The organism is Arthrobacter hankyongi (genome assembly GCF_022012395.1).
GTDB classification, from domain to species: Bacteria; Actinomycetota; Actinomycetes; order Actinomycetales; family Micrococcaceae; genus Crystallibacter; species Crystallibacter hankyongi.
In genome coordinates, this window is the sequence record NZ_JAKLTQ010000020.1 from 47958 (window position 1) to 72334 (window position 24377).

Genomic DNA, 24377 nt, shown 5'->3' on the forward strand with positions numbered 1-24377 from the left:
CAAGGCCGGGCGGCGGGTCTCCTGGCCGGAGCCCGGGACCTGACGGAACCCAATGAAACCACGTTCTGCAGCCACGATGAAAGCCCGGAGGCTCCCGCACGGAAAGGCTAGTCGAAGGAAATGTCGTGGGCCAGGGCCTCGATTTCCTACCGGCGGACTTCGTCCGCCCTGTGCTTTGACAGCGCCTCTTCGTCCCGCTGTTCCTGCTCCCGGCGGGTCTGATCGCTGATTTCCCGGATCACGGAACCAATGACGGAGGCCAGGCCGGCTTTAAGCTCTTCCAGGCTGGTGTTCACGATCTCCAGCCGCGCCTCGTCGATGACCAGGCTGATGTGCCCGTAGCCCTGCTCACTGAGCCGCTCATGGGTCGCCGGTCCCTTAATCAGCCTCGCTTCGGCTGGAAGGACACGGCCGGGAAAACGCGGCCGAAACCGTGTACCTGGCCGCTGAAGCAGGCTCACGGATGGGTGCAGCAGCGGATCCGGGGATAAAAAGTTTTGGGCTGCAAATCCTGGTGCCGCCGCCCTTTCCGGGGGCCGCACCAGGATCCACCGTTGTTCGGCAGCACTCGCAGCCGAACGCTCTGCAACCGTTATCCCTGGTTGTGGTTCCGGTTGCCGGCCTTGGCCAGGCCGCGGGCCACCATAAGACCGACGGTCAGCCAGGTGATGAGCTGCATGGCGTCATGGGCATTGAAGACATCCACACCGTTTTCGCTGGCGTTGTCCCCGACGACGGCGGAGGTGATGATTGTTGCGAGCACGGCGGCGACGTATACGGCGAACTCAAGCGTCCTCGTGGAGATCTTGAGGTCGTTCGCGTTCCGGGCCGTGTCAGTGCGGGTGTTTTGGGTGTTGTTCACAGTCATGGGTATCTCCTGGGTTGATGTGAGGGGCCAGAATGGCCGTGCAACCAGGGTCCCGCTTCCGAAACCGGTGATAACAACTTCTCTACAATGTAGACTCTAAACGTAGACTACATAATAAGCAAGCCTGCTTACTTTCGTTAAAGGAACGGCTTGCCCGCAGCCAGGAGAACAGAAGACCATGTCGCCCGAAGATAAACCGGTGCCCCGCGCGGCCCCAGGCAGGAAGAAACGGCTCAGCCGGGAGATTGTTCTGTCCGCTGCCCTGGCGCTCGTTGACGCAGAGGGACTCGATGCGCTCACCATGCGCCGGCTCGGACAGGAACTCGGGCGGGATCCCATGGGCCTCTACCGCTACGCCGCAAACCGCGCAGCGCTGCTGGACGGCGTCTCCGAACTCGTCCTGAACGAACTTGCCATTTTCCCCGATGACCCGGACTGGCAGGCACAGCTCCGCCACATCGCCCACGATCTGCGCCTCCTGGCGCTCCGGCACCCCAACGTCGTTCCCCTCCTCGTGACCCGCCCCCTGTCCACGCCCCTGGGCCTCCGGCCGCTGGGGACGCTGCGGCCACTGGAACAAATTTTGTCCCTGCTGATCGACGCCGGATTCGCCCCCGCAGACGCACTCCATGTCTACCGCGCCTACTACGGGTACCTGTACGGACACATCCTCAACGAGCTGCAGGAGCTCATCGTAGACCCGGATGAAAACGAAGCCCTTCTCCGTCTGGGCCTGCACCGTCTGCCGCCAAAGGACTTCCCCCGCCTGCGCTCCCTCGCCCCGGTCCTCGCCAACTACGACGGCGCAGCCGAACTCGACCAGGGAATCAGCATCCTGCTCTCAGGCCTCGCGGCCCGCCTGTCCCCACCGGACGCCCAAACCCGGGACTGACCGGGAACAACCTTGAAAGGCACACACCTTGTTTCTTCTCTTCGGTCTTAAGACCACCCTTCGGGATCTGCCCGGACGGATGGCGACGTTCCAGTACTGCGGCCAATTCGTCCAGCACCATCTACAGGAACGGGCCACCAAGCTCACCCTGTTCTTCATCCCGGTCTTTACCACCTCCAAGGCCTTCAACATCACCTGCACCAACTGCGGCCAGGGCTCAACCATCAAATCCCGGCAGAAGAATGCCCTGCTCAGCTAAGAAGGATTCTTGACGGTCAGCCCCAGGGTCCAGAATTGGGGTGTGCACAATGTGCACACTTTTGCCGCCGTACCGGGCCGTACATCGGCCGGACCGGGGCGGATCCGGCAGGTTTCCGCGGGTACCCTGTGTTTGCAGGGGCGGGAAGCCGGTTCGAGTCCCACCTCGGGCACAGAGTTTCCCCTAGTCAGAGGGGTTTTTCCTCTTTTGAGCCGTGCATTTTGTGCACGGATCCCTCTGGCTTCGGTTCCGGGAGATGCGGGGTCCCGGCGGGCTATGGAGTTGTTGGGCCGGGGAGTTGCTGGCCTGCCCCGTGACGGCACCGGTTGCGGCGGGGCCGTTGGCGGTGTGGTTCCCTTTCTGTTTTGCCGGTGCCGGCGGTTTTCCTGCCGACACCTATCCATGCGCCCGGCGGGGTTCTAGGACATGACCGGCGCCACCGGCTGCCGCCGCTCCTCGGCCGATCACCCTGCAAAGCAGCATCGGCGGTCCGTCGACGGTTCCGGTGGACGTTTAGGTGCCGAGGTCAGCGGGGTTCATGTTTTTGAAGGCCTCCGCAACCGAGGGGTTCGCTGCGATCATTTCGTCGGCGAACTGTTCGCCGGTCACCCGGTACTGGGTCAGTTGGTCGGAGTCTGCCTTGAGCTGGTCGGCGACGCCGGTCCATCCCTCGGGGGTGTTCTCGGTGGACTGGAGGCGGGGCAGGCCGGCGAGGACCATGCGGCCGGCGCGGCCGCCGCTGACCTGGAACATGTCGCCGTGCACGGCGGTGTCTTGGTGTGAGAGGTAGGCGACGAAGTTTGCGACGTGCTCGGGTCCGAGGCCGTCGCGGAGGGTGCTGATGATGTTCGGATCGCTGTAGGCGCTCTCGGTCATCGGGGTCCACGCGGTGGGCATGAGCGTGGAGACCTGCACGCCGACCCGATCGCCTTCCATGGCCAGGGTGTTGCCCAGCGCCCAGATCGCACCCTTGGCGGCGCCGTAGGCGGAGGCGCCGGGGTTGGCCAGGACGCCGCTGGAGGAGACCAGGATCAGGCGGCCCGAGCCGGACTGCATCAGGTGCGGCCAGGCGGCGCGGGAGAGTTCCGCTGTGCCCTTGAAGGACACGTCGAAGACCTTCCAGAATTCCTCCGACGACTGCTCGCCGAACAGGCCGACGCGGATGATGCCGGCGTTGTTGACAACGATGTCGAGCCGGCCGAACGCGTCGAGGGCGGTCTGCACGATGGCGGGGGCCTCGTTGGCAACATCGTGCAGGTCGGCGACGGCGGTTCCGCCGGCGTCAGTGATCTCCTTGACGACCTGTTCGGCATGCTCACGGGAGACGTCGTTCACCACGACACGGGCCCCGCGGGATGCGAGGGTGGTTGCGTGGGCCTTACCCATTCCCTGGCCGGCACCGGTAACAATCGCGACGCGGCTTTCAAAGTTCAACAAATCAATCATCTCCTTGTCATAAGCCCGAGGGCTCATGCTTAAGCATATTCCTGTGATTCCGATAAGACGAAACCGGGTTCCTCAGCTCACATAGGACGGCACGAAGTTGCCGGATGTTGGACAGCGTGGAGCTCCACGTCAGCGACGCGCCGGGTCTTGGCCACGATATAGGCAATCGTGTCGGCTGCGTCTTCGCGGTGAAGTTTTTCGATGCCGCCCAAAAGCTGTTTGCAGCGCTCTTGCATCGACTCCCGCTGGGTGGCTGAAGAGTTCTGTGTCCACGACGCCGGGTTCGATCATTGGGAACCGCACGTCCTTGCAGACGATTTCCTAGCGCCATGACTCGGTCGCCGCGGCGACGCCGAACGTCGTGGCGTTGTAGATCACGACGCGGGCGTTGGAAAACGAACTGAGGTTGACCACGCCAGCCACCTGGCGGGGGCTCGTTGCGGCGGCGTCTACCAGATGCGGCAGGGCGGCCTTGGTTACGTACATCAGCGTCTTGTGGCCCGGGCCGACCATCTGGTCCCAGCGCCACGGATCTCCGAAGTGAGCGCGTCGTGTCGGTCCTCGCGGCGGGCGGCGAGGGTAACGGCTGCACCTTCCCAGCCAGTTTCCAGGCAGTGGCCAGACCGATCCCGCTTTGATGCACCCGTGATGAGGCAAACAGTCCCATGGAGGCGATCAGGCATGAACCGTCCCTTCTTGAGTCGGATCCCGTCGAGAACGGGTCGATTCCCACCAGCCGAAGACCCAACGTGGCACCCCTGCCATCCACGGCGGATCGCTGGACGGCGCTGGGCCGGGGCCGCACCCATCGGTGCGGTCCCGGCCCGGCTTTGCGTGGCTCCGCCGGCTAGGAAGACGCCACGGTCTGGGAGTGGTAGGGCTCGCGCAGCGTGGATTCGGGGATCCAGGTGAAGCGGTCCATTTCGAAGATTTCGAAGTGGCTGCAGAATCCGATGTCGTCCGCGGCTGCTTCCGTCCATGCTTCCGACTCGGCGATCTTGGCCTTCGACTCCTCGGAGTCGAACATCATCACGACGATCGCGTCCGGCTTCGCGGCTCCTCCGATTACCGGCCAGCCCTCCTGTGCGTCCTTGTTCATAAACGATTCGTACCAAACCAGGCCGGGGATGCGCATGCCGATTTTCGCGTGTACGTCGCTGTAATGGGTGCGGAACTCTTCCGCGCTGGTGCCAGCCCAGCGGTATACCTCGAAGGCGAGGACGGGTCCGTTGTTTGCCATGGTCATGGTTCCTTTCGTTGGTTCCTCATGTTGCAGGGGTCGACTGTACTGTTGCGGTGTCCTGCTCGCTGGCCGGGCCGGCCTAGACTGGCATGATCCGGACCGGCAGGGACTTGGGCCCGGAGAGGAAGTTGGCGGCCACGAACTGCGGTTCCCCGAGGAGCTCGACCTTGGCCAGGCGCGGCAGGAGCTCCTCGAGCAGGATCCGCATTTCGAGCTTGGCCACGTGCTGGCCGATGCATTGGTGGGGGCCGAAGCCGAAGGCGAGGTGCTTGTTCGGCTTGCGCGTGATGTCGAACTCGTTCGGGCGCTCGAAGACCTCCTCGTCGCGGTTAGCGGAGGGGTACAGCAGCATCACCCCGTCGCCGGCCGACAGCTTGCGTCCGCGGAACTCGGTATCTTCTGTCACGATTCGGAAGAAGTGCTTGACGGGCGAGACCCAGCGGAGGGCCTCGTCGACGACTCCGGGGATGAGGCTTGGATCGGCGCGCACCGCGTCGAGCTGCTCCGGATGCCGGGCAAACTGCTCGATGGCACCGGAAATCGTCGACGAGGTCGTGTCGTGTCCTGCCGTGGCGATGGCGACGTAGTACCCGTTGACGAAGGATTCCGGGAGGTGCTCACCGTCGACTTTCGCGTTCGCGATGATCGAGGCGAGATCGTCGGTGGGGTTCTTGCGGCGGTCGGCCGAGAGTTCGTTGAAGTAGCGGAAGAAGTCCTGCAGGGTTGCCTTCCACGCCTTCATGCTTGCGCCCTCGCCGTCCTCGACGTCGTCGCGTTTGGAGTCCTCGTCGGTGGTGCCGAAGAGCGTCTGGGTGAGGTTGAGCATCATCGGCTCGTCTTCCGGTGGAACGCCGAAGAGCGTCATGATGACGCGCAGCGGGTAGTACAGCGAGAAGTCCTTGACGATGTCGACCTCTCGCTCCCCGGCCAGGAGTTTGTCGACGGACGTGCGGGCGAGCTGGCGGATCGCTTCCTCGCGCTTGCGGACGTTGGCCGGCATGAACCAACCGCTTGTTACGTTCTTGATCTTCGTGTGCTCCGGCGCGTCCATGTAGGCGAGCGTGTCCTGCGTGCGTGCGCCGTTGTTCGCGGTCTTGAGGTATTCGCGCCCGGCCTTGTCTACGAGGAACGGATCGGCGTTGCCGCTGGAGAAGATCTTAGGGTTGCGTTCGATTTCGAGGATGTCGGCGTGTTTCGTTGCAAGCCAGGTAGGGTCGTAGCCTTCGATCTCGGCGAGGCCGAAGGGGTTGTTGGCCCGCAGCCACGCGAGTGCGGGGTACGTGCGCTTCTGTTCCTCGGAGTAGGAAGCGGGCAGCATCACCGCTTCCGCGATGTCCTTTGGGATTTTTGCAGTGTCGGTTGTGGTCTCGGTCATGGTTTGGCCTTCCGGTAATCGGATTCGTAGGTGTACCGGGCCGCGCGGTGCGGGCGGGCTGTCTGCCCGCACCGCGCAGGAGAAGGTTTGCCGTTAGCCGTTCGCGGCGGCCGAGAGGAACGGGCAGCCCAGGGCCGAGGCCTCTTCGCGCGGCGAGGTGATGCCGCGCAGCAGGTCCGCGGCCTTCTCGCCGATCATGATCGACGGCGCGTTGGTGTTGCCGCTGGTGATCTGCGGCATGATCGACGCGTCGGCGATGCGCAGGCCGGCGATGCCGTGGACTCGTAGCTCTGCATCCACGACGCCCGTTTCCGGGGTGCCGATTCGACAGGTACCGGCGGCGTGATACATGTGCTGCGTATCGGCGCGTACCCATTGCTCCCGCAGGGCTCCGGTGACGGTGGCACCGGGGTTCACCTGCTCCTGCAGGATCGAACGGAGTGGTGCCTGCCGGGTGAGTTCGGTGACGAAGTCCAGTGCGCGGAGGACGGCGTGTACCTCGTGCTGCTGGCTCAGCAGATTGCTGACGATGCGAGGGGGAGCGGACGGGTCGGGCGAGTGGAGTTTGACGGTTCCGCGGGAGCTGGGACCGTTGTAGGACAGGCCGATGGACATGCCGAGCGTGTTCGGGGAGCGGAATCCGTGGTCCCAGAACCATCCCGGGACGAAGATCATCTGGAAGTCCGGGCTCGCGAGGGAGGGGTCAGAGCGCCACATGATCGCGGCCTCGCCGGCGTTGGAGGTGAGCACGCCGGTTCCCGATGTGCGCCACTGTTCGGCCGCGGTGGGATCGCCGGCTACGGCGAGGGTATTGTCGGCATCCGTCGCGTAGTGGGTGAGGGTGAAGGGGTGGTCCTGGAGGTTGCGGCCTACCTGGGGCGAGTCGAGCACGACGTCCAGTCCGAGGGCACTCAGCTCGTCTGCGGGGCCGATGCCGGAGAGCATGAGGAGCTTCGGGGTGTTGTAGGCGCCTGCCGAGAGTACGATCTCGCGTCCGGCACGCGCTGTGACGAGCTCGCCCCCGTGCTCGAACTCGACGCCGACCGCGCGCCCGGACTCAATGACGATCCGCTGGACGTAGGCGTTCGTCACGAGTTCGAAATTCTGCCGGGCAAGCGCGGGACGCAGGAACGCATCCGCTGACGAGCAGCGCCGTCCGTCGCGGCCGGTGACCTGCAGCAGACCTACACCGGCCTGCCGGGCCCCGTTGATGTCGTCATTCCGCTCGATGCCGAGCTGGGTCGCGGCTTCGATGTAGTTCTGTTCGTAGCCCGAGAACCAGCGCTGGGTCGTGACGCCCATCGGCCCGTCCGTGCCGTGGAACTCGTCGGTAATGTCCGTGTTCGCCTCGGACCGCTTGAAGTAGGGCAGCACTTCGTCGTAGGACCAGCCGGTTGCCCCGTGCTCGCTCTCCCATGAGTCAAAGTCTTCGCGGGTGCCGCGCACATAGAACATGGCGTTGAGCGAGGAGCTGCCGCCGAGCACCTTGCCGCGCGGCATGAACAGCCGGCGACCGGCGAGGCCAGGCTCCGGGTCGGAGTTGTAGTTCCAATCCTTTTCGCCTTGGAAGAGCCCCGCGAACAGCAGCGGGGTGCGGATCAGGTCGTCGTCGTCGCTGCCGCCCGCCTCGAGGAGCAGGACGTTGTAGCCGTCCTCGCTCAGGCGGCCGGCGACTGCGCAGCCTGCCGAACCGGCACCGACGATGATGTAGTCGTACTCTTTCATGATTGTCTTCCTCAATTCCTGTGTCCTGGACGGCTGGCTCTCATTGCGGGCCGGATCACGGGGCGTTGTAGATCGTCTTGAGGTTCTGGTAGGCCGCCAGCCCCTCGGGGCCCTGCTCCCGGCCGAGGCCGCTGGCCTTGACACCGCCGAACGGTGAGCCGATGTCGTGGCTGTAGAAGTTGATGCCGACCCCGCCGGTCTGGATCCGGCGGGCGACGTCGAGGGCGCGTTCGGTGTCCTGGCCCCAGACGGAACCGCCGAGGCCGAAGTCGCTGTCGTTGGCCATCGCGATGGCCTCGTCGATCGTGTCGTAGGGGATGACGGCCAGGACGGGTCCGAAGATCTCCTCGCGGGCGATCGTCGAGTCGTTGCTGACGTCGGCGAAGACCGTGGGTTCGATGAAGAAGCCGCGGTCCAGGTGCGCGGGGCGCTTGCCGCCGGTGGTGATGCGGCCGCCTTCGGCGACACCGCGCTCGATGTAGCTTTCCACGCGTGCGCGCTGCCGCTCGGAGACGAGCGGTCCGACCTGTGTGGCCGGATCCAGTGCATCGCCGACTGTCAGCGAGCCGACGATGTCCGTGATCTGGTCGAGGAACTGCGAGTACCGGAAGCGCGGGGCGAAAATGCGGGTGCAGACATAGCAGGTTTGGCCGTTGTTCTGCAGGGACGCGTCGACGAACTCCGCAGCCAGGGAGGGGAGATCCGCGTCGTCGAGGAGGATCGCGGCGGACTTGCCGCCGAGCTCGAGCGTCACAGGACGCAGCAGGTGACCGCAGGTGGCGCCGATGCTGCGGCCAGCCTCGGTCGAGCCGGTGAAGCCGACCTTGTCGACGCCCGGGTGGCCGACGAGGTAGGCGCCGACTTCGCGCCCGGCAGGGACGATGTTGAGGACACCCGCCGGAACACCGGCCGCGTGGGCCGCCTCGATCATCGCGTATCCGTCGAGCACGGTTTCGGGCGAGGGCTTGATGACCATCGTGCAGCCTGCGGCCAGTGCCGGGGCGATCTTGACGAACGCGAGCGCCTGGGGAAAGTTCCATGGGACGATCGCGGCGACGACGCCGACGGGTTCGTGGCGCACGCGCGTCGGGCGGCCGAAGACGCCGGCGCGCTGCTCTTCGATGCCCTGCTCGCGGATCAGTCCCGCATAGTAGCGCAGGGCGATTGCCGGGAATCCTCCTTCGACCGCCTGCGCCATCGAGATCGGCATGCCGTTCTGGCTGCTGACCAGGCGCGCGATCTCGGCACCGCGCTTCTCGAGCTCGTCAGCGAAGCGCTCCATGACCTCGGCCCGGCGGCTGACGTCCCACGTTGCCCATCCCTGGGGATCGTCGAAGGCCGCGCGGGCTGCGGCGACGGCCCTGTCGATGTCCTTCTCGACGGCTTCGGGAACCTGCCCGAGGACCTGTTCAGTCGACGGGGAGACGGGCGTTATGACGCGGTCGGTCGAGGGCTCGACCCATTCGCCGCCGATGTACAAGTGGGTTTTGGTAATCGTTTCGTCGGTGACGATCATGGCATTTCTCCTCGTGGTGGTGTGGCGACCGGAAGCCCGGTCATGGTGCGCTGGCGAGCGTGTGTGAGGGTTTGGAAGCCGGCCCGACGCGGACCATCGGGGTCGGGCCGGAAGCCCCCGCAATCAAATGCTCAGCCTTGGGAAGCCGGGGTCCGGACGCAGAGTCCGTCATGCTCGGCGCGAAGTACCAACTGGCAGGACAGGCGTGATGTCGGCTTAGCCTCGTCGAGGAACTCGATGAGGTCCGCCTCTTCCGGGGCAGGTTCCTCGAAGGTCTGCTGCCAGGCTTCGTCGACGTAGACGTGGCACGTGGCGCAGGAGCAGCCGCCGCCGCACTCGGCCACGATGCCCTCGATGCCGCGCAGGGTGGCAACTTCCATCAGGCTCATGCCGGGCTCGACCTCGACGGGCTGTTCTGTTCCGTCGGCCGTGACGTAGGTGATCTTGATCATGGAAATTCCTTGCTGGATCAGGCGGGCACGAGGTCCCGCAGGGGAACTGATGGGTCGGGTAGGCGGTCAAGGGAGGGGGAAGCGTTCGAAGCGATCCACTTCTTTCCGGCCATGAAGTCTTTGGCCGCATTGACGGCCTCGACGGCGACGAGCCGGCCGGCGTCGTCGAGGTGGTACACCGCGAATGAGTCCGAGGAGGGTTCGCCGCGCACGACCGTGCGGGTCGACCCGGCGAGCAGGCCGGCGATCTTGAGATTCACGTCGTACTGGTCCGACCAGAACCAGGGAGTTTCCGCGGGCGGCGCCGGGCGGCCGGTGATGGCCGCTGCGGCCTGCTTGGCCTGCTCGGTGGTATTGGGGATGCTCTCGAGCCGGATCCGGCCCGGGTAGCCCGGGACTTCGCGGCGGGTGACGTCGCCCACGGCGTAGACCCCGGGCAGATTCGTGCGGGCGGATGAGTCCACGAGGACACCGCCGTCGCACGCGGCCCCCAGCTGTTGCAGGAGCTCGTCGCGGGGTTCGGCTCCGACACCGATGACCACCGCGTCGCAGGGCAGCCGTGTGCCGTCTTCGAGCAGGACGGCCTCGACCCCGCCGTCCTGGCTGGCGACGACCTCGTTGAGGGCCGCGTTGACGAGGACATCGACGCCGTTCTTCCGGTGGATCGCCGTGAGGGCATCCGAGAGGACGGGGCTGGCAACGCGCTGCAGCAGCCGCTGCTCGCGCTCGATGACGGTGACCTGGCAGCCGCGGCTCCGGGCCGCGGCTGCGACCTCGAGTCCGACGAAGCCGCCGCCGATGATGACGATCTGTGCGCGCGATTCCAGCACGGAGCGGAACCCGATGGCGTCGCGGTAGGTCCGCATCGACCAGCAGCCGCGTTCGGGCAGCGGGTGTGGCAGGGTGCGCGCCCGGGCTCCCGTTGCCAGAACCAGTTCGTCAAAGCCGACGCCGGTTGCGTCGTCGAGCGTCGCCGTGCGTGCGTCCAGGTCGATTGATTCGACGCGCCGGCCGAGCATCAGGTCGATGCCCTGGTCTGCGTAGTAGGACGGAGCGCGGAGCAAGTCGGCGCCCGTATCGCCGTGCAGGTACGCCTTGGAGATCGGCGGGCGGTGGTAGGGATGCTCCTCCTCGTCGCCGACGAGCGTGATCGGTCCGGCGTGCCCGTACTGGCGCAACGTCGCGGCCGTCGCGGCCCCGGCATGCCCGGCACCGACGATGAGGACGCGGGATAGATTTGCCCCGGAATGTGTGATCGTGTCAGGACGGATCATTGTCATGCCGCCTTGAACCGGATCGGAAGGGTCTTGGGACCGGACAGGAAGTTCGCCTGGACGTAGCTGACGGGGCCGGCCAGCTCAATCGACTTCAGGCGGGGCAGGAGCTCCTCGAAGAAGATGCGCATCTCCAGCTTCGCGACGTGCTGCCCGAGGCATTGGTGAGGACCGTATCCGAAGGCGATGTGCTTGTTCGGCTTGCGCGTGAGGTCGAAGGAGAACGGATCGGTAAAGACCTCCTCGTCCCGGTTCGCCGACGGGTACATCAGCATGAGGCTGTCGCCCGCCCGCAGCTGCTGCCCGCGGAACTCGGTGTCTTCCCCGATGATGCGGTGGAAGTGCTTGACCGGAGATGCCCAACGCAGGGCCTCGTCCACGAGGCCGGGGATGAGCGAGGGGTCGGCGCGCACCGCCTCGAGCTGCTCCGGATGGGCCGCGAGCTGCTGGACGGCCGTCGCCGTCGTCGCCGACGTCGTGTCATGGCCGGCGGTGGCGATGGCGATGTAGTAGCCGTTGACGAAGGAACCGGGCAAAGGCTCGCCGTCGACCTGCGCGTTCGCGATAATCGAGGCGAGGTCGTCGGTCGGGTTGGCGCGCCGGTCGTCGGCGAGCTTGTCGAAGTACTCGTGGAACTCGAGGATTGCCGCCCGCCAGGCGCGGGCCGCAGCCTCGGGCGTGGCCGGGACGTCCTTGCGCTGCAGGTCGGGATCCGAATTGCCGAACATGTCCTGGGTCAGCTTGAGCATCGTGGGCTCGTCCTCTGGCGGGACGCCGAACAGGCTCATGATCACGCGCAGCGGATAGTAGAGCGCGATGTCCTTGAAGAAATCCACCTCCCCGCCGTAGGAGAGAAGCTTTTCCACGGATTGCCGGGCAATGGCGCGGATCGACTCTTCGCGCTTGCGGACGTTCGCCGGCATAAACCAGGAACCTGTCACGTTCTTGATCTTCGTGTGCTCGGGGGCGTCCATGTTGGCCAGCGTGTCGAGGCCACGCCTGCCCTCGTTCATTTCGCTGAGGAAACGGGTGTCGACCAGCGAGTTGATGTAAGGCTCGCCGAGACCACTGCGGAAGACCGTCGGGGTCCGCTCGATCTCCATGATGTCGGCGTGTTTCGTCGCCAGCCAGGTGGGAGCGTAGCCTTCGACCTCGGCACGAGCGAAGGGCATGTTGGCCCGCAGCCACGTCAAGGCCGGATGCACGATTCCTGCTTCATTTGCATACGAGGCGGGGAGGAGCACGGACTTGGCGATGTCATCCGGAATGATGATCTGGTCCTGGGCGGCGGCAGTAGACATAGGAATCTCCTGGAATCGGCTTGCCCCGGGCAGGGGCGGGAGGGGGGGAGTGTGAGGTGTGGGTGTGTCGGGCGGATCAGCCGAAGACGCTTTGGTCCTCGTCACCCTGCGTCCAGACGACGCGCAGGTGCATCCGGGACAGGAGCCACCCCTCGGGGGTGCGGCGGAACGTCCACTTGTAGGGTCCGCCGATGTCGTAGTGCTTGGCGGGATTCGCCGGGTCCTGGACGCCGGCGAACCAGAGGTAGGCCGTCCCGGTCGCGGTGTCCCCGTCGATCTGGAACTGCATGTTCGTCATCGAGTGCTGCATCGCGAGGTAGGGCTCCTCGGCGGCCTCGCAGACCTCGCGGATCTTCTGCCGGCCGTGGTGCGTGCCGAAGGGGCCGAAGTCGAATTCAGCGTCCTCGACGAAGCACCGGCTCCATGCTTCCCAATCCTTGGCATCCGAGGTACGGCAGTAGCGGTTCATGAGGGCCGCGAGGGCTTCCTTATCCTCAAGGACCTGCACGCGCGCTTCGAGACCCTTGACGTAGTCGATCAGTGCGGTGTCGGTGCTTGGCTTCGCCGTCAGTTCTTCAATGGTCATGGTGTTCCTTCGCTTGTGCCTTACCGGAGAACATCGCTGTTCGTCACGGGCGGCAAGTGATGGTGGTGTCACCGGTTTCCGGTGCCGGATCTGGCGCTGTATGGGCCGCCTCACCGGTTGTAGCCAATTTATGGGCGTGACTTCGGTCACGGTAGGCGTCGTTTTGCTATCAGGTGATGCGCTCGGAGCATCACCTTGAACGGCATTCGTCGGGAGTTCCTTGACCTCGGCGATCACATGCAAACCCTCGATAAAGACCGTCGCCACCAACATCGCCGGCTCCCTTCGGACCGCAAAGCGAACTTCGGATCGCCCGACACCCACCAAACTTTCGAACGTCCTGAGCACGCAGCGGCGGCTGAGTAGGGCAGCGTATAATGGCTGGAATTGTGTCAGCCGTCACATATTGATGTGCCAGAAGGAGATCGCCCATGGATGTGCGGCAACTTCAACTGTTTATCGCTGTCGCTGAAGAAGGCAGTATCCATGGCGGCGCGCGCAGAATGATGGTGGCGCAACCTGCCATGTCCAAGGCTTTGCGCGCCCTCGAGAGGCAACTGCAAACGCAACTGGTTCAGCGTTCGCCCCGAGGTATTGAACTGACCACAGCGGGAGAGGCGCTGCTCGGCCAGGCTTACGAGATTGTCCGGTCACTGGAACGGACGGTCGACATCGTCCAACAGGCCGGGCACGGCCAGAAAACCCTGACGGTAGGTTTGATTTCCGGGGCCGCATCCGCATCAGAGTTGACCTCCGACATCATCCGTGGCTTCCAGCGACTTTGTCCAAATGTCACCGTCACGGTCCGTGAGCTGGACTTTGCAGACCAATTCACCGTGGTGGCGGACGGGCACGTAGATGTTGCCCTCGTGCGGACTCCGTGCGGCGACGACCGGGTCAGTGCAACGCCCCTTTTTGCCGAGCCGCTGGTCCTGGCACTCCGGTCCGATCACAAGCTGGCGACGGCGTCCACAGTTTCCCCTGAGGAGATCCTGGACGAGACCATGCTGGGCATGGTCGATGCCCCACGCTCCTGGACGAGCTTCTGGCATCTGAACGACCTCCGCAGTTGCGCCCCGAGAACGGGTCAATCCGTGCGCACACTTGCGGAACTGCAATTTGCGCTGATGGGCAGCAGTGACATGGTCATGCCGATGACGCTCACAGCCTGGCGCATGAGCGCCCACCATTCTGACTTGCGAGCGTTGCGCATCGAGGACGCACCGCAGTCCACGGCTGCTGTCACGTTCCACCGGAACGAGGACCGCGAGCACGTGCTTGCCTTCGTCGAACATGCTCGCGAGACCTCGCAACTGTTTCTTGAGAAGGTGCCCGAAGCCGTCAGCCCGGCTTAGCCGGGGAACCAGGCTATATCGACGGGGTTTTTCCAGATAACCGGGAGTCCGCTACTGCCGTATTTGGTGGCAGCCAACCACTTCACATTTGACGACGTCGAGGCGGGCTCGGCACCCTCGAGGCGGCATCCACGGCCGGCCGCGCGCGCAGAATCTTAGGCATGAGGACCGCCTCCAGGGAGCCAAACCGTCTTTCTTCCAATCTCCGCTCCCAAAGAGGAACGCAGCATTAGTACGTGTTGGGAAAGACGCCCGTGTGTGGTTGACTGCTGCGGCCGGCGGGGTGAGCGTGGGGGATATGGCAGGTTCTTCGCCACGCCCGTATCCCTCGGACCTGACCGACGAACAGTGTGCGCTGATCGAGTCGCTGGTCCCAGTGAAAACCGGAGGCCGCCCGGTCAAACATCCGCGGCGGTGAATCGTGGACGCGGCCCTGTACATGGACCGCACCGCGTGCGCCTGGCGGATGATGCCCAAGGCTTCCCGCCCTGGGACACCGTCTACTGGTACTTCCAACGCTGGCCCGCGACGGCACCACTGGCCGGATCCACGACGCGCTGCGTTCTGCCGCCCGGGAGGCTGCCGGCCGGGACCGGGCGGCCTCGGCCGGAATCCTCGACTCCCAGCCGGTCCGGGGCGCCGGCACCGTGTGCAGCGGTTCCCGCGGCACGACGCGGGGAAATGGGTGAACGGGCGCAAGCGCCACGTCGTGACCGACACCATCGGCCTGCTGGTCGTGGTGCTGGTTACCGCCGGCAGCGTCCAGTACCGTGACGGCGGCCGGCCGGTGCTGAAGCGGGCCCGGGCGAAGATGCCCTCGCACGCCCGGGTCTGGGCCGACGGGGGCTACGCCGGCGGGATGGTGGAGTCCGCCCGGAGCCTGCTCGGGATCAGCCTCGAGATCGTGAAGAAGCCCGAGGGGCAGCACGCCTTCGAGGTGCTGCCCCGGCGCTGGGTCGTCGAACGCACCTTGTCCTGGCTGGTGCGCTGCCGACGAATGGGCCGGGGCTGCGAACGGCTGCCCGCCCATGCCGAGGCCATGGTCAAATGTGCCCTGATCGGACTGATGGCCCGCCGGCTCACGCCGGCACCGGGCCGGCGGCCTTGGCAGGCCGCCTAACCCCTTTCCCAACACCTACTTAGGCGCGCCACTGTCGTCGTTCCCTAATCCCCTACTGCAACTGGGATGGTCAGTCTTGGGCCAGCATGATCCCGTTGAAGAAGTCGGCGAGCTCCTGGTGTGCGTCGAGCGGGAGCACGTTCGCAACGTACTGGTCCGGGCGGACAGCCACGACGGCGCCCTGCAGGCGGTCGATGCCGCGCTCGTCGAAGATATCGATGCCGGATTTCAGGTCCGGTGTGAAGGCCTTCTCGTAGTCGACCAGACCGAAAAGCCCCTTCTTGGGCAGGAGCAGCTCCGGCAGCTGGTTGATGTCCAGCTCGCGGTGGCCCTGCTGGTACACGGCGCGGAGGTCAAACACGGCGTCGGGATCGGCGCCGGCCGGGGTGAATCGGCGGACCGGCGAATCCGGAGATTCGGCGAGGAACCGGCAGAATGCGGCGAGGCGGGAGTCCGCAGCATCCGCGCGGGCCGAATCGGCGAAGGCGTAGAGCCGCCAGCGGCCGTCGGCCTGCGCCACGTGCCCGAGGCCCAGCGGCTTCGCGTCCGCGAGCCGGATCACCGGTGCGGAGTGGAACCGTTCGCCGATCGGGAAGCCCTTGGCCAGGTGCTCATGCGTGTCGTTCCCGGTGATCATGCTCGGCGCGTAGTCGGTGGCGAACCCGGCGGTGAACCGCCCGCCTTCCACAAAGATCTTCTGCCGTTCTTCGGAGTCCATGCCGCCGGCGTCGGGGTGGGCCTCGTCCTTCGGCTTCGCGGCCATGGCGCTGGACCACTTGAGGTCGAAGTCGATCAGCTCCTGGGCGATGACCTGGCGCTCCGCGGAATAGGTGTCCAGCAGCGACTCGGGGCTCCGTCCCTCCAGGACCGCCGCAAGCTTCCAGCCGAGGTTAAAGCCGTCCTGCATCGATACGTTCATGCCCTGCCCGGCCTTGGCGCTGTGCGTGTGGCAGGCGTCGCCGGCGATGAACACGCGCGGGCTGCGCGTGCCACGCTCCTGAGGCAGGACGTCGTCGAACCGGTCCGCGATGCGCTGGCCCACCTCGTACACCGACCACCAGGCGACGTCCTTCACATCCAGCGTGTACGGGTGCAGCAGCTGCTGCGCGGCCTTGATGATCGACTCTGCGGTGAACCGCTTCCGGGCGTCCCGGTCGGCGGGATCCAGGTCGCCCAAATCCACGTAGAACCGGACCAGGTAGCCGCCTTCGCGCGGGATGATCAGGATGCTCCCACCGGCGGCCTGGATCGCAGCCTTGAACCGGATGTCCGGGAAGTCCGTGACAGCTAGGACGTCCATGACGCCCCACGCGTGGTTCCGCGCATCGCCGAGCAGTTCCACGCCGATCGAGCGGCGCACGACCGAACGGGCGCCGTCACACCCCACCACATACTTGGCGCGGACCGTGACGTCTTCGCCGCCGTCGTCCGTCATCCGTCGCAGGGACGCCGTCACCGGGTACTCGCCGGATAAACCAACTACGACGTCGGTCACCTCCATCCCGTAGTGCGGTTCCAGGCGGCTGGGCGACTTCCGCATGTGCTCGAGCAGGTAGTCCTGCATACGTGCCTGGTTGACGATCACGTGCGGGTACTCGGAGAGCCCCTCAGCGACGTCCTGCACCCGGCCACTGCGCACGATCTTCGAACTGTCCTGCTCGTCCGGCCGCCAAAACACCGTCTCGTTAACCCAATACGCCTCGCGAACCAGCTTCTCCGCGAGCCCGAACGCATTGAACATCTCGACCGTACGGCAAGCCACGCCGTCAGCCTGCCCGAGTTCCAGCGGCCCGTTCCGCCGCTCCACCACCATGGTCCTGATCCCCGGGAACTCGGCCAGCTGCCCGGCCAGCACCACGCCGGCCGGGCCGGTTCCAACCACCAGGACATCGACCTCCTCGGGGACCAAGTCTTGGTCCTCCCGGCCCGGGGCCGCCGGGCGGAGTTCCGGGTCGCCGGGGCGGTAACCGTCTACGTAGAACTGCATGGTGCTCCTGTTGATTCGCGAATGCTACTAGCTTGAACGTGTTTCCCGAAGGCGGCCGGTCAGCCCGGAACCCTGCTCAGGGGGCCATGTCACGGTAGCGCACCGCTACGGCGAGCTTATCCCTGACCTGGCCGGTCGTTGCGGGCTGCGGATCGTCGTAAGGGCCGTCCGCGCTGGCGTAGGGGGAGACGTACGCGGCGGTATCGCGCTGGAATCTCCAGCCTTCGGCCAGCGCGCCGGCGTCGACGGTGTCGTATCCGATGCGGTCCATGAACTTGGTGACGGTTGCCTTGGCGCCCCCGTCGTCGCCGGCGATCGGCAGTGCGGCGCGGCTCGCGGTTTCCGCCGGACGGGCCAGTGCATTCAAGGCCGGGGCCACGATGTTGCTGAACGCCTTGACGACCTTCGAGGCGGGCAGGTGTGCCTGAAGCAGTTCACTCGTCGTCGTCGATTCCTCGTCGAGTTCGGCAAGCCGGCCGTCGCGATCGGGGTAGTAGTTGCCCGTATCGATCACGACCTTGCCCGCCAGAGGTTGGATCGGTACTTCACGGTAGGCTTTCAGGGGGATCGCCACAATCACGAGGTCGCCCTGTTCCGCGGCCTCCGCCGCCGTCCCGGCCCGTGCTTGGTCCCCGAGCTCTGCCACCACGTCCGCGAGTGTCCCGGGTCCCCGAGAGTTGCTTACCACGACGTCGTAGCCGGCCCCCACTGCGAGCCGGGCGAGCGTGCCGCCGATATTGCCGCTGCCGATCAGTCCGATTGTCGTCATGCCGTTGCTATCGTTCATCCTTGTTGTTCCTGTGTGGGTGCGACGAGCCGTCGGCTGGACGGTGGTCATAGAGTCTGGTCCGTGGGCCGGATGACGAGCTCGTTTACCGCGATGCGGCGTGGATTGGTGACAATGTAGGCGATCGCGCCGGCGATGTCGTCGGCGTGGAGTTTTTCCACCGCCGAGAACAGTTTGGTGTAGTGCTCTTGGGTGGTTTGCTGCTGATGGCCGAACAGTTCAGTGTCGACGGCCCCGGGTGCGATGACGGAGAATCTCACGTTCCGGTTGGCGAATTCCTGCCGCCAGGCTTCGGTTGCGGCTGTGACGCCGAATTTGGTCGCGTTGTAGATGGCGACCCGCGCGTTAGGTACGCGTCCGGCGATGGAGCCGATGTTGACGACGTCGGTGACCTTCCGGCCGCCGGTTTGCGCGCCGTCGAGCAGGTGGGGGAGGGCGGCCTTGGTGACGTACATGAGCGCCTTGAGATTCAGGTCGACCATCCGGTCCCACTCCTGCAGCGGGGAGCTGACGGAGTCGCCGTTGAGCATGGTGCCGGCGGCGTTCACAACGGTATCCAGGCGCCCGAATTCGGCAACCGTCTTTTCGACCACTTCGGCGGCGGCGCGGGCGGCAGTGACATCCGCTTCCACGATGCAGGCGCGGCCTCCGGCGGAGCGGATTTCGGCGGCGAGTGCCTCGAGCCGGTCGCGCCGACGGGCAACGATCGACACCGCGGCACCTTCTCCTGCCATTCTCTTCGCGGCCGCCCGGCCGATGCCGCTGGAAGCTCCCGTGACGAGGGCTATGGTTCCGTCGAGGGATTCTGGCATGTGTTCTTCCTTCGGTTCAGTCGGAATCGGTGGCCTCAGAATTGTGCCGGCCGACGTTCGCTGGAGGGGTACGGCAGTTCAGGAATGAACCGCCACTGTGCCCCAAAACCGTCGGCAGGCTCGATCACCGCTGCCCTCTCGTCCTCGATGTACGGAACCTGGACTTCCTTCAGATGGGTACGAACACGCTGGGGGTCCGCGACCAGGAAGCTGACGCCGTAATACAGGTCGCGGCCATCGGGCAGCTTCGCGGCATAGGGACTTCCCGGGGTGGGAACGGCGAATTCGAGCACGGTGTCTGCAAGCCGGATGAAGGTACTCTCCGCGTCCAGGGCGGGGTTGTATTGTTGGGCGATGATTTTTCCATCCAGTACGTCAAGGTACAGCTTCGTGACGCGGGCGAGGTCGGTGGTCAGAATGGTGTGATGCGAGGTCAGTTCGATGGTGAGCGGATCGTCAGGATCGACCGAGGGGCCGGACCAGTCGGGGCGCAGCCGCGGATCCGCCTGCCGGGAGTAGTACTCCCAGTGGCGTCTGCCTGTTTCCTGGAATTCGTACCGGATACCGGTGTCTTCGGGCATTGTGAACCCGGTGAAAACGTCGGAGGCGAAGGAAGAGGTGGGAGGCTTGGCGCCGGTGATGAGCTCTCCCTGCTGGTCGTGCGCCCGGATCCCGGCCCGTGACAGCTTCTCGAACATCCCCACGGCGTCATCGGTGTACCAGCCCAACCCGATCATCCCATCGGTGACCCCCTTGTACCGGGTTTGGCCGGCGAGGGCACCTTGTGCGTGCAGCGTCGGGCACAGGAAAACCCAGTGAATATCGCTGATGAAGGCAAAGAACGAGTAATTTACCGGATAGTCGGGGTTGAGCAGGTTCAGATCGAGCGTTTCTTCCCAGCGGAGGTCGGGACGAGCGAACACTTTCCGGAACCACGTCCGGGCCTCCTCCAGATCGGAAACGGCCAGGGTCGGATGGTAGAGAGCAGGCACGTTCGGAGCCATGGTGCACCTTTCATTGAAACTTTTGAACGGAAACTTCAGCGGGATGAGGCGTCAAGAAGGGAGGCGAGCCATACAGATCGGTGTCCAACAGCGGCCGAATCGAGGTGTCGGATGTCGCCGCACTGGGCGACCATGCGCCGGATCCTTCATCTGCTGCGACGCCGTTCCCTAAACAAGTCACAGGCGTCGTCTGACGAGTCATCACACCGCGGCATGGCCGGCCCCGACGGCGGCGCGGGGGGCGGCGGCGCGTTGTGCAACGACACGGCCGAAAACGGCGCCCTTACCCAACGAGGTGCCGGTCATATATGCGGCGCCGTGGAACCCGCCGGTGACTTCGCCGACCGCGTACAGGCCTTCAATGACCTCCCCATCGACGTCGACCACCTCGCCGCTGGTGTTGATGGTGACCCCGCAATAGGTTGAGGTCATCAGCGGCTTGGCCGGGTAGGCGTAGAACGGCGCCTGCTCGATCGGCAGCAGTTCGCCGATCCCGTTGCACAGGCTGGTCCGGCCCACCTCGTCGTCCTGCTGGCCGGTGATGGCGGTGTTGTATAGGGCCACTGTCTGCACGAGGGCAGTTGGGTCGATTCCGGCCATCTCGGCGAGTTTTTCGAGGGTATCTGCCTTATGCACGTGGCCGATGTCCTCCAGCGTATCGATGTCCTTCAGCGGAATACCCCGGTGCGACGCGGCCCGGACCTTGGCGTCGAAAATTTCGAAACCCAGTCCCTCGGGCTGACCCAGCACCTCCCGTCCCAGGGTCTTATAGTCCTGGGACTCGTCGACGAAACGTCGGCCGTGCTTATTCACGATAATCGCACCCATGTAGTAGGCGGTGAGCAGTTCGTGAAACTCCTCGCCTGTTTCCGGGTGGGAGCCGTAGGTGGCCGAGACGGAGGACATGTCTGCCACGCCGGCGCCGAGCTTCCAGGCCATCTTCAGTCCATCACCTGTGTTGCCCTTACCGCCGTAAGGGATTGCGGCGAGCTGTTCCGGGGCGAAGATCTTCAGCAGGTCCGTGCCCCTGCTGAACCCGCCGGTGGCCAGCACGATTCCCGCACGGGCGGTGAAGGACTGTTTCCCCTCTGGGGTGTCAACGACTACAGCGACAACCCGGCCGTCGGTGTTTCGGACCAGATTGCGCGCGCGGTGGTTAAGCCGGGTCTGCCCGCCCAAGTCGGTATAGTCCCGGTGCAACTTGTCCAGGACCTCTTTGATCGACGAGTTGTGGCTGCGCCGGGCGGACTGGCCCGAGCTGATCTCAACTTCCCGGAACACTACTCCGTGGGCCTTAAGCCAGCGGTAAGTGTCCTGCTGGTGGGCCAGGTAGGCCTCCAGCAGCGACCGGTCGTTGAGGTGCTCGCCGACCTCGAGCAGATCCTGGAGGAACAGCTCAGCGGAGTCGTCGATGTCCTCCGCGGCCTGCTCCTCGGTGCCGGTGAATGCGAACCAGCCACCGCTCATGGCCGAGGAGCCGCCCAGCTGCCCGGTCTTCTCCAGCAGTACCACGGACAGGCCTGCCTCGGCCGCCGATGTCGCGGCTGCCTGGCCCGCGATGCCGGAGCCGACGATGACCAGGTCGTAGGTGTGTTCGGGGGTGAACATGTTCCACTCTCGCTTTCGGATAGTTCAGGGAGGGGACAGCGTTTGGGCTTCGGGCGTCCCCTGAATAGTTGTGTGTAGCCGTAGGTCGCCCACGATTGTTCTATGGCGTTCAGCGCCCTGGTTCGGCCGATACAGTCCGAACAGCCGAGGCGTCCTGGTCCTCGGTCACGTCGTTGAGGGATTGATGATGCGTACTCGGCAGCCCGAGCTCTTCCAGCGGAGTGCGGAATGTCTCGCGGGCGGTGAGCGCGGCAATGGCGGCGATGATGAGCGCGCCTGCAACCATGCAGGCAACGGGCACCCAGTTGGTCAGGTCGCCGCGGGTGAGGACGGTGGCGATGGACGGGGCGAAGCCGGAGACCACCGAACCGATCTGGAGGCCAACCGCCATGGAGGTGTACCGGACCCGGGCGGTGAACATCTCCGCGTAGAACGCCGGGTAGATTGCCCCGCAGAGCGCTAGGAACAGGCCAACCATCAGCGCGTTGGTGACAAACATCAGCGGAATGTTGCCGGCCGATACCGCGGAGAAGAACCCGAACGTCATGCCCGCCGTGCCGAGTGCGCCGATCACAAACACGGGCCGGCGTCCGATCCTGTCGGCGAGGAGTCCCGCCGAGGGGCGGACAAGCAGGGCGAGGATCTGCGTCACGACGGCGGACCACAGGACGGTGGTCCGGTCGATGCCCATCGAGATGGCGAACGCGATGCCGAAAACGTTCATGATGGAGTCCGGAACAAAGTAGAGCGTCGCGAGGGCGACCCGGCCAATGCCTTTCCAGCTGGTCCGGAATGCGTCGAAGAGCGGGACCTTCGCCGTCTCGCCCTTCTGTTTGACGTGCTCGAATACCTCGGGCTCCTCGAGCGTGCGGCGCACGAAGAATGCGATGAGGAGGACGACGATGCTGGCCAGGAACGGCAGGCGCCAGCCCCACGTGAAAAGAATTTCGTCAGGCATTGCTGCGACCGGGATGAAGACCAGGGTAGCGAGGAGCATTCCCGCGCCCACGCCCTCGACGGTCCAACTGCCCCAGAATGCCCGGCTCCGATCCGGTGAGTGTTCGATGGTGAGCGAGCTGGCGCCTGCCACCTCCCCACCTGCAGAAAACCCCTGCAGGAGCCGCATCGCCACCAGGAGCAGCGGGGCAAGAGGTCCGATCTGGTCGTAGCTGGGAAGGAGTCCGATGACGAAGGTGGCCAACCCCATGATGAGCAGCGTGGCCAGCAGTGCGTTCTTGCGCCCGAACTTGTCACCGAAATGGCCGATCACCACGGCACCGAGCGGGCGAGCGAGGTAGGCGACTCCGAAGGTGGCGAAGGACATCAACGTAGCGGCTTCCGAGCCGGGGAAGAAAACGACCGGGAAGATAATCGCTGCCGCCGAGGCGAAGAGGACAAAGTCGTAGTACTCGAGTGCCCCGCCGAGGAACGCTGAGAGGGCCGCCTTTCTGGTCTGAGCGGTGGCGCCGGTTTTTGTCATTACTTGAGACTCCTTTGCTGATGCCCAATGGGCATTGCGTGCTTATTTGGTCTTTGGGGTCGGCCCCGCGGCCGGATCAGCCGGATCCTGGTAGGCCGCGCCGCATGATGTCGGTACAGTCAAGATCGGCGGATGATCAGCCTTCTTCCCACCGCCGGGCCACGCTTCATCTGCACGGTGCACGGCAGGCTGGTAGTCATCCTGTCTCGCACCGTTCGACCCCATCGGCCGCTACCTAGAGAATGTCCGTGTGCAGGGCCGCGGTCGAGAGAGTTTCTCACTGATCGAGAAGGCTAACCGTTATTGCTTGGGCGGTTGCGGGGATAATATCTGCAGTGCAAGCAGCGTCATCGGTCATCCGGATGCGCGGGCATTTAAGGCGGTGACGACCGTGCGCGCCGCCCTGCGGAGCGCACGGGACACAACACAACGGGTCGGAGGCCGAATGCCAGCGCGGGACGAGACGATGATCGAACGCGTCATGCGCATCCTCGAGGTTTTTGATAGCGGTGAGACTGCCCTGACAGCATCGGAGATTGCCAGAAGGACCAAGCTTCCCGTGGCCACCGCTTATCGCATTGTCGGTGACCTCGTTGCCTCGAGGGTCCTGGAACGTGAACCGGACCGCCGCGTCCGTATTGGCCTGCGCCTTTGGGAACTCGCAACCCGGGCGTCGAGCGCGGTGTCACTGCGGGACATCGCGCTCCCATACATGGAGGATCTCCATTCGGTAGTCAGACAGCACACCCAGCTCTCGGTGCTGGACCGCCACGACGTGCTCTACCTTGAGCGGCTCACATCTAGACATGCCACTGCCGTTAATGCAACAACCGTTGGGTCACGTCTGCCCGCACTGCAATGCGCACCGGGCATTGTCCTTGCGGCATACGCACCGCCGGCCGTGCGAGATGAGCTGCTCACCTGGGGTAAGCTCACGGCGTTTAACAAGCAGACCGTCATGGACCGCGATGAGCTCAGAAAGATCGTCGCCGAGGCCCGTCGGGTCGGCCATGCGGTGGTCCCGGGCTGGATCCATGACGACGTCACGGGAATCGCTGTCCCTATATTGGCGGCAGACGGCGGAGCCATTGCCGCTCTCTCCATCGCCATCGAGCGCGGCGGCGATGATGAACTCACATACATGCATGCGTTGCAGACCACGGCACGCTCCATCTCGCGCGCAATGCACGTCGAAAACCTGGTGACAGACCGACGCCTGAACCTTCTTAGGCAACAGATTCGCAGAGCTACCGCGAGAGACTGACCAGAACGCGAGACCTTCCGGCC

Annotated in this window: 23 protein-coding genes; 5 read left to right on the forward strand and 18 right to left on the reverse strand. The window is 65.0% G+C overall.

The genetic code is table 11. The features are described from left to right. Positions 1 to 146: 146 nt before the first annotated feature. On the reverse strand, positions 147 to 461 hold the full coding sequence (locus LVY72_RS19580) for a hypothetical protein (protein WP_237825483.1): 315 nt from the start codon (positions 459 to 461) through the stop codon (positions 147 to 149). 131 nt (positions 462 to 592) lie between these two features. Beyond that, positions 593 to 868: a hypothetical protein gene (locus LVY72_RS19585; RefSeq protein ID WP_237825485.1), complete on the reverse strand. Its 276-nt coding sequence runs from the start codon at positions 866 to 868 to the stop codon at positions 593 to 595. Positions 869 to 1046: 178 nt separating this feature from the next. On the opposite strand from LVY72_RS19585, the gene LVY72_RS19590 reads away from it, so the two are divergent. Together LVY72_RS19590 and LVY72_RS19595 are read left to right on the forward strand one after the other, a co-directional pair. Beyond that, complete coding sequence (locus LVY72_RS19590) at positions 1047 to 1760, forward strand: TetR/AcrR family transcriptional regulator C-terminal domain-containing protein (protein ID WP_237825492.1); 714 nt, start codon at positions 1047 to 1049, stop codon at positions 1758 to 1760. 28 nt (positions 1761 to 1788) lie between these two features. After that, complete coding sequence (locus LVY72_RS19595; RefSeq protein ID WP_237825494.1) at positions 1789 to 2019, forward strand: zinc ribbon domain-containing protein; 231 nt, start codon at positions 1789 to 1791, stop codon at positions 2017 to 2019. A gap of 513 nt (positions 2020 to 2532) precedes the next feature. Here LVY72_RS19595 and LVY72_RS19600 read toward each other — a convergent pair. From LVY72_RS19600 to LVY72_RS19645, 10 genes are all read right to left on the reverse strand, one after another. Then, positions 2533 to 3492 (reverse strand): SDR family NAD(P)-dependent oxidoreductase, encoded by a 960-nt coding sequence (locus LVY72_RS19600; protein ID WP_237825502.1) that lies wholly within the window; start codon positions 3490 to 3492, stop codon positions 2533 to 2535. A 294-nt stretch (positions 3493 to 3786) separates the two neighbouring features. After that, positions 3787 to 3951 carry a hypothetical protein gene (locus tag LVY72_RS19605; protein ID WP_237825504.1) on the reverse strand — a complete coding sequence of 55 codons (165 nt, stop codon included), beginning with the start codon at positions 3949 to 3951 and terminating at the stop codon, positions 3787 to 3789. A gap of 361 nt (positions 3952 to 4312) precedes the next feature. Then, entirely contained in the window at positions 4313 to 4711 is a 399-nt protein-coding gene (locus tag LVY72_RS19610; RefSeq protein ID WP_237825507.1) for an EthD domain-containing protein, read from the reverse strand. Between the two features lie 76 nt (positions 4712 to 4787). Further along, a complete protein-coding gene (locus LVY72_RS19615; RefSeq protein WP_237825515.1) occupies positions 4788 to 6083 on the reverse strand; it encodes a cytochrome P450 in 1296 nt (431 codons plus the stop codon). A gap of 93 nt (positions 6084 to 6176) precedes the next feature. Continuing rightward, positions 6177 to 7808: a GMC family oxidoreductase gene (locus LVY72_RS19620; RefSeq protein ID WP_237825524.1), complete on the reverse strand. Its 1632-nt coding sequence runs from the start codon at positions 7806 to 7808 to the stop codon at positions 6177 to 6179. A gap of 55 nt (positions 7809 to 7863) precedes the next feature. Further along, a complete protein-coding gene (locus tag LVY72_RS19625) occupies positions 7864 to 9324 on the reverse strand; it encodes an aldehyde dehydrogenase (protein ID WP_237825533.1) in 1461 nt (486 codons plus the stop codon). Between the two features lie 131 nt (positions 9325 to 9455). Continuing rightward, positions 9456 to 9776, reverse strand: a complete 321-nt coding sequence (locus LVY72_RS19630; RefSeq protein WP_237825535.1) for a 2Fe-2S iron-sulfur cluster-binding protein — start codon at positions 9774 to 9776, stop codon at positions 9456 to 9458. A gap of 17 nt (positions 9777 to 9793) precedes the next feature. Next, positions 9794 to 11050, reverse strand: a complete 1257-nt coding sequence (locus LVY72_RS19635; RefSeq protein WP_237825544.1) for an NAD(P)/FAD-dependent oxidoreductase — start codon at positions 11048 to 11050, stop codon at positions 9794 to 9796. A 2-nt stretch (positions 11051 to 11052) separates the two neighbouring features. Beyond that, on the reverse strand, positions 11053 to 12351 hold the full coding sequence (locus LVY72_RS19640; protein WP_237825551.1) for a cytochrome P450: 1299 nt from the start codon (positions 12349 to 12351) through the stop codon (positions 11053 to 11055). Between the two features lie 76 nt (positions 12352 to 12427). Then, on the reverse strand, positions 12428 to 12937 hold the full coding sequence (locus LVY72_RS19645) for a nuclear transport factor 2 family protein (RefSeq protein WP_237825553.1): 510 nt from the start codon (positions 12935 to 12937) through the stop codon (positions 12428 to 12430). Between the two features lie 431 nt (positions 12938 to 13368). Here LVY72_RS19645 and LVY72_RS19650 point away from each other — a divergent pair, with 431 nt between their 5' ends. Together LVY72_RS19650 and LVY72_RS19655 are read left to right on the forward strand one after the other, a co-directional pair. After that, positions 13369 to 14292: a LysR family transcriptional regulator gene (locus LVY72_RS19650; RefSeq protein WP_237825561.1), complete on the forward strand. Its 924-nt coding sequence runs from the start codon at positions 13369 to 13371 to the stop codon at positions 14290 to 14292. Positions 14293 to 14761: 469 nt separating this feature from the next. Continuing rightward, positions 14762 to 15412, forward strand: a complete 651-nt coding sequence (locus tag LVY72_RS19655; RefSeq protein ID WP_269092720.1) for a transposase — start codon at positions 14762 to 14764, stop codon at positions 15410 to 15412. A gap of 70 nt (positions 15413 to 15482) precedes the next feature. Here LVY72_RS19655 and LVY72_RS19660 read toward each other — a convergent pair whose 3' ends face one another. From LVY72_RS19660 to LVY72_RS19685, 6 genes are all read right to left on the reverse strand, one after another. Continuing rightward, entirely contained in the window at positions 15483 to 17399 is a 1917-nt protein-coding gene (locus tag LVY72_RS19660; protein ID WP_237825571.1) for an FAD-binding monooxygenase, read from the reverse strand. A 76-nt stretch (positions 17400 to 17475) separates the two neighbouring features. Further along, entirely contained in the window at positions 17476 to 18168 is a 693-nt protein-coding gene (locus tag LVY72_RS19665; protein WP_237825573.1) for an NADPH-dependent F420 reductase, read from the reverse strand. A 65-nt stretch (positions 18169 to 18233) separates the two neighbouring features. Next, positions 18234 to 18998 carry an SDR family NAD(P)-dependent oxidoreductase gene (locus LVY72_RS19670; protein ID WP_237825582.1) on the reverse strand — a complete coding sequence of 255 codons (765 nt, stop codon included), beginning with the start codon at positions 18996 to 18998 and terminating at the stop codon, positions 18234 to 18236. A gap of 35 nt (positions 18999 to 19033) precedes the next feature. Continuing rightward, on the reverse strand, positions 19034 to 20002 hold the full coding sequence (locus LVY72_RS19675; protein WP_237825585.1) for a VOC family protein: 969 nt from the start codon (positions 20000 to 20002) through the stop codon (positions 19034 to 19036). Positions 20003 to 20203: 201 nt separating this feature from the next. Beyond that, entirely contained in the window at positions 20204 to 21610 is a 1407-nt protein-coding gene (locus LVY72_RS19680) for an FAD-dependent oxidoreductase (protein ID WP_237825593.1), read from the reverse strand. Positions 21611 to 21719: 109 nt separating this feature from the next. Further along, positions 21720 to 23090: an MFS transporter gene (locus LVY72_RS19685; protein ID WP_237825595.1), complete on the reverse strand. Its 1371-nt coding sequence runs from the start codon at positions 23088 to 23090 to the stop codon at positions 21720 to 21722. A 466-nt stretch (positions 23091 to 23556) separates the two neighbouring features. On the opposite strand from LVY72_RS19685, the gene LVY72_RS19690 reads away from it, so the two are divergent. After that, positions 23557 to 24354 (forward strand): IclR family transcriptional regulator, encoded by a 798-nt coding sequence (locus tag LVY72_RS19690; protein ID WP_237825597.1) that lies wholly within the window; start codon positions 23557 to 23559, stop codon positions 24352 to 24354. The last annotated feature ends 23 nt before the right edge of the window (positions 24355 to 24377 follow it).

Coding starts and splice junctions, on each gene's coding strand:
- LVY72_RS19585 (WP_237825485.1), bottom strand. CDS start 868: ATGACTGTGAACAACACCCAAAACACCCGCACTGACACGGCCCGGAAC.
- LVY72_RS19590 (WP_237825492.1), top strand. CDS start 1,047: ATGTCGCCCGAAGATAAACCGGTGCCCCGCGCGGCCCCAGGCAGGAAG.
- LVY72_RS19600 (WP_237825502.1), bottom strand. CDS start 3,492: ATGAGCCCTCGGGCTTATGACAAGGAGATGATTGATTTGTTGAACTTT.
- LVY72_RS19605 (WP_237825504.1), bottom strand. CDS start 3,951: ATGTACGTAACCAAGGCCGCCCTGCCGCATCTGGTAGACGCCGCCGCA.
- LVY72_RS19610 (WP_237825507.1), bottom strand. CDS start 4,711: ATGACCATGGCAAACAACGGACCCGTCCTCGCCTTCGAGGTATACCGC.
- LVY72_RS19615 (WP_237825515.1), bottom strand. CDS start 6,083: ATGACCGAGACCACAACCGACACTGCAAAAATCCCAAAGGACATCGCG.
- LVY72_RS19620 (WP_237825524.1), bottom strand. CDS start 7,808: ATGAAAGAGTACGACTACATCATCGTCGGTGCCGGTTCGGCAGGCTGC.
- LVY72_RS19625 (WP_237825533.1), bottom strand. CDS start 9,324: ATGATCGTCACCGACGAAACGATTACCAAAACCCACTTGTACATCGGC.
- LVY72_RS19630 (WP_237825535.1), bottom strand. CDS start 9,776: ATGATCAAGATCACCTACGTCACGGCCGACGGAACAGAACAGCCCGTC.
- LVY72_RS19635 (WP_237825544.1), bottom strand. CDS start 11,050: ATGATCCGTCCTGACACGATCACACATTCCGGGGCAAATCTATCCCGC.
- LVY72_RS19640 (WP_237825551.1), bottom strand. CDS start 12,351: ATGTCTACTGCCGCCGCCCAGGACCAGATCATCATTCCGGATGACATC.
- LVY72_RS19645 (WP_237825553.1), bottom strand. CDS start 12,937: ATGACCATTGAAGAACTGACGGCGAAGCCAAGCACCGACACCGCACTG.
- LVY72_RS19650 (WP_237825561.1), top strand. CDS start 13,369: ATGGATGTGCGGCAACTTCAACTGTTTATCGCTGTCGCTGAAGAAGGC.
- LVY72_RS19655 (WP_269092720.1), top strand. CDS start 14,762: ATGCCCAAGGCTTCCCGCCCTGGGACACCGTCTACTGGTACTTCCAAC.
- LVY72_RS19660 (WP_237825571.1), bottom strand. CDS start 17,399: ATGCAGTTCTACGTAGACGGTTACCGCCCCGGCGACCCGGAACTCCGC.
- LVY72_RS19665 (WP_237825573.1), bottom strand. CDS start 18,168: ATGACGACAATCGGACTGATCGGCAGCGGCAATATCGGCGGCACGCTC.
- LVY72_RS19670 (WP_237825582.1), bottom strand. CDS start 18,998: ATGCCAGAATCCCTCGACGGAACCATAGCCCTCGTCACGGGAGCTTCC.
- LVY72_RS19675 (WP_237825585.1), bottom strand. CDS start 20,002: ATGGCTCCGAACGTGCCTGCTCTCTACCATCCGACCCTGGCCGTTTCC.
- LVY72_RS19680 (WP_237825593.1), bottom strand. CDS start 21,610: ATGTTCACCCCCGAACACACCTACGACCTGGTCATCGTCGGCTCCGGC.
- LVY72_RS19685 (WP_237825595.1), bottom strand. CDS start 23,090: ATGACAAAAACCGGCGCCACCGCTCAGACCAGAAAGGCGGCCCTCTCA.
- LVY72_RS19690 (WP_237825597.1), top strand. CDS start 23,557: ATGATCGAACGCGTCATGCGCATCCTCGAGGTTTTTGATAGCGGTGAG.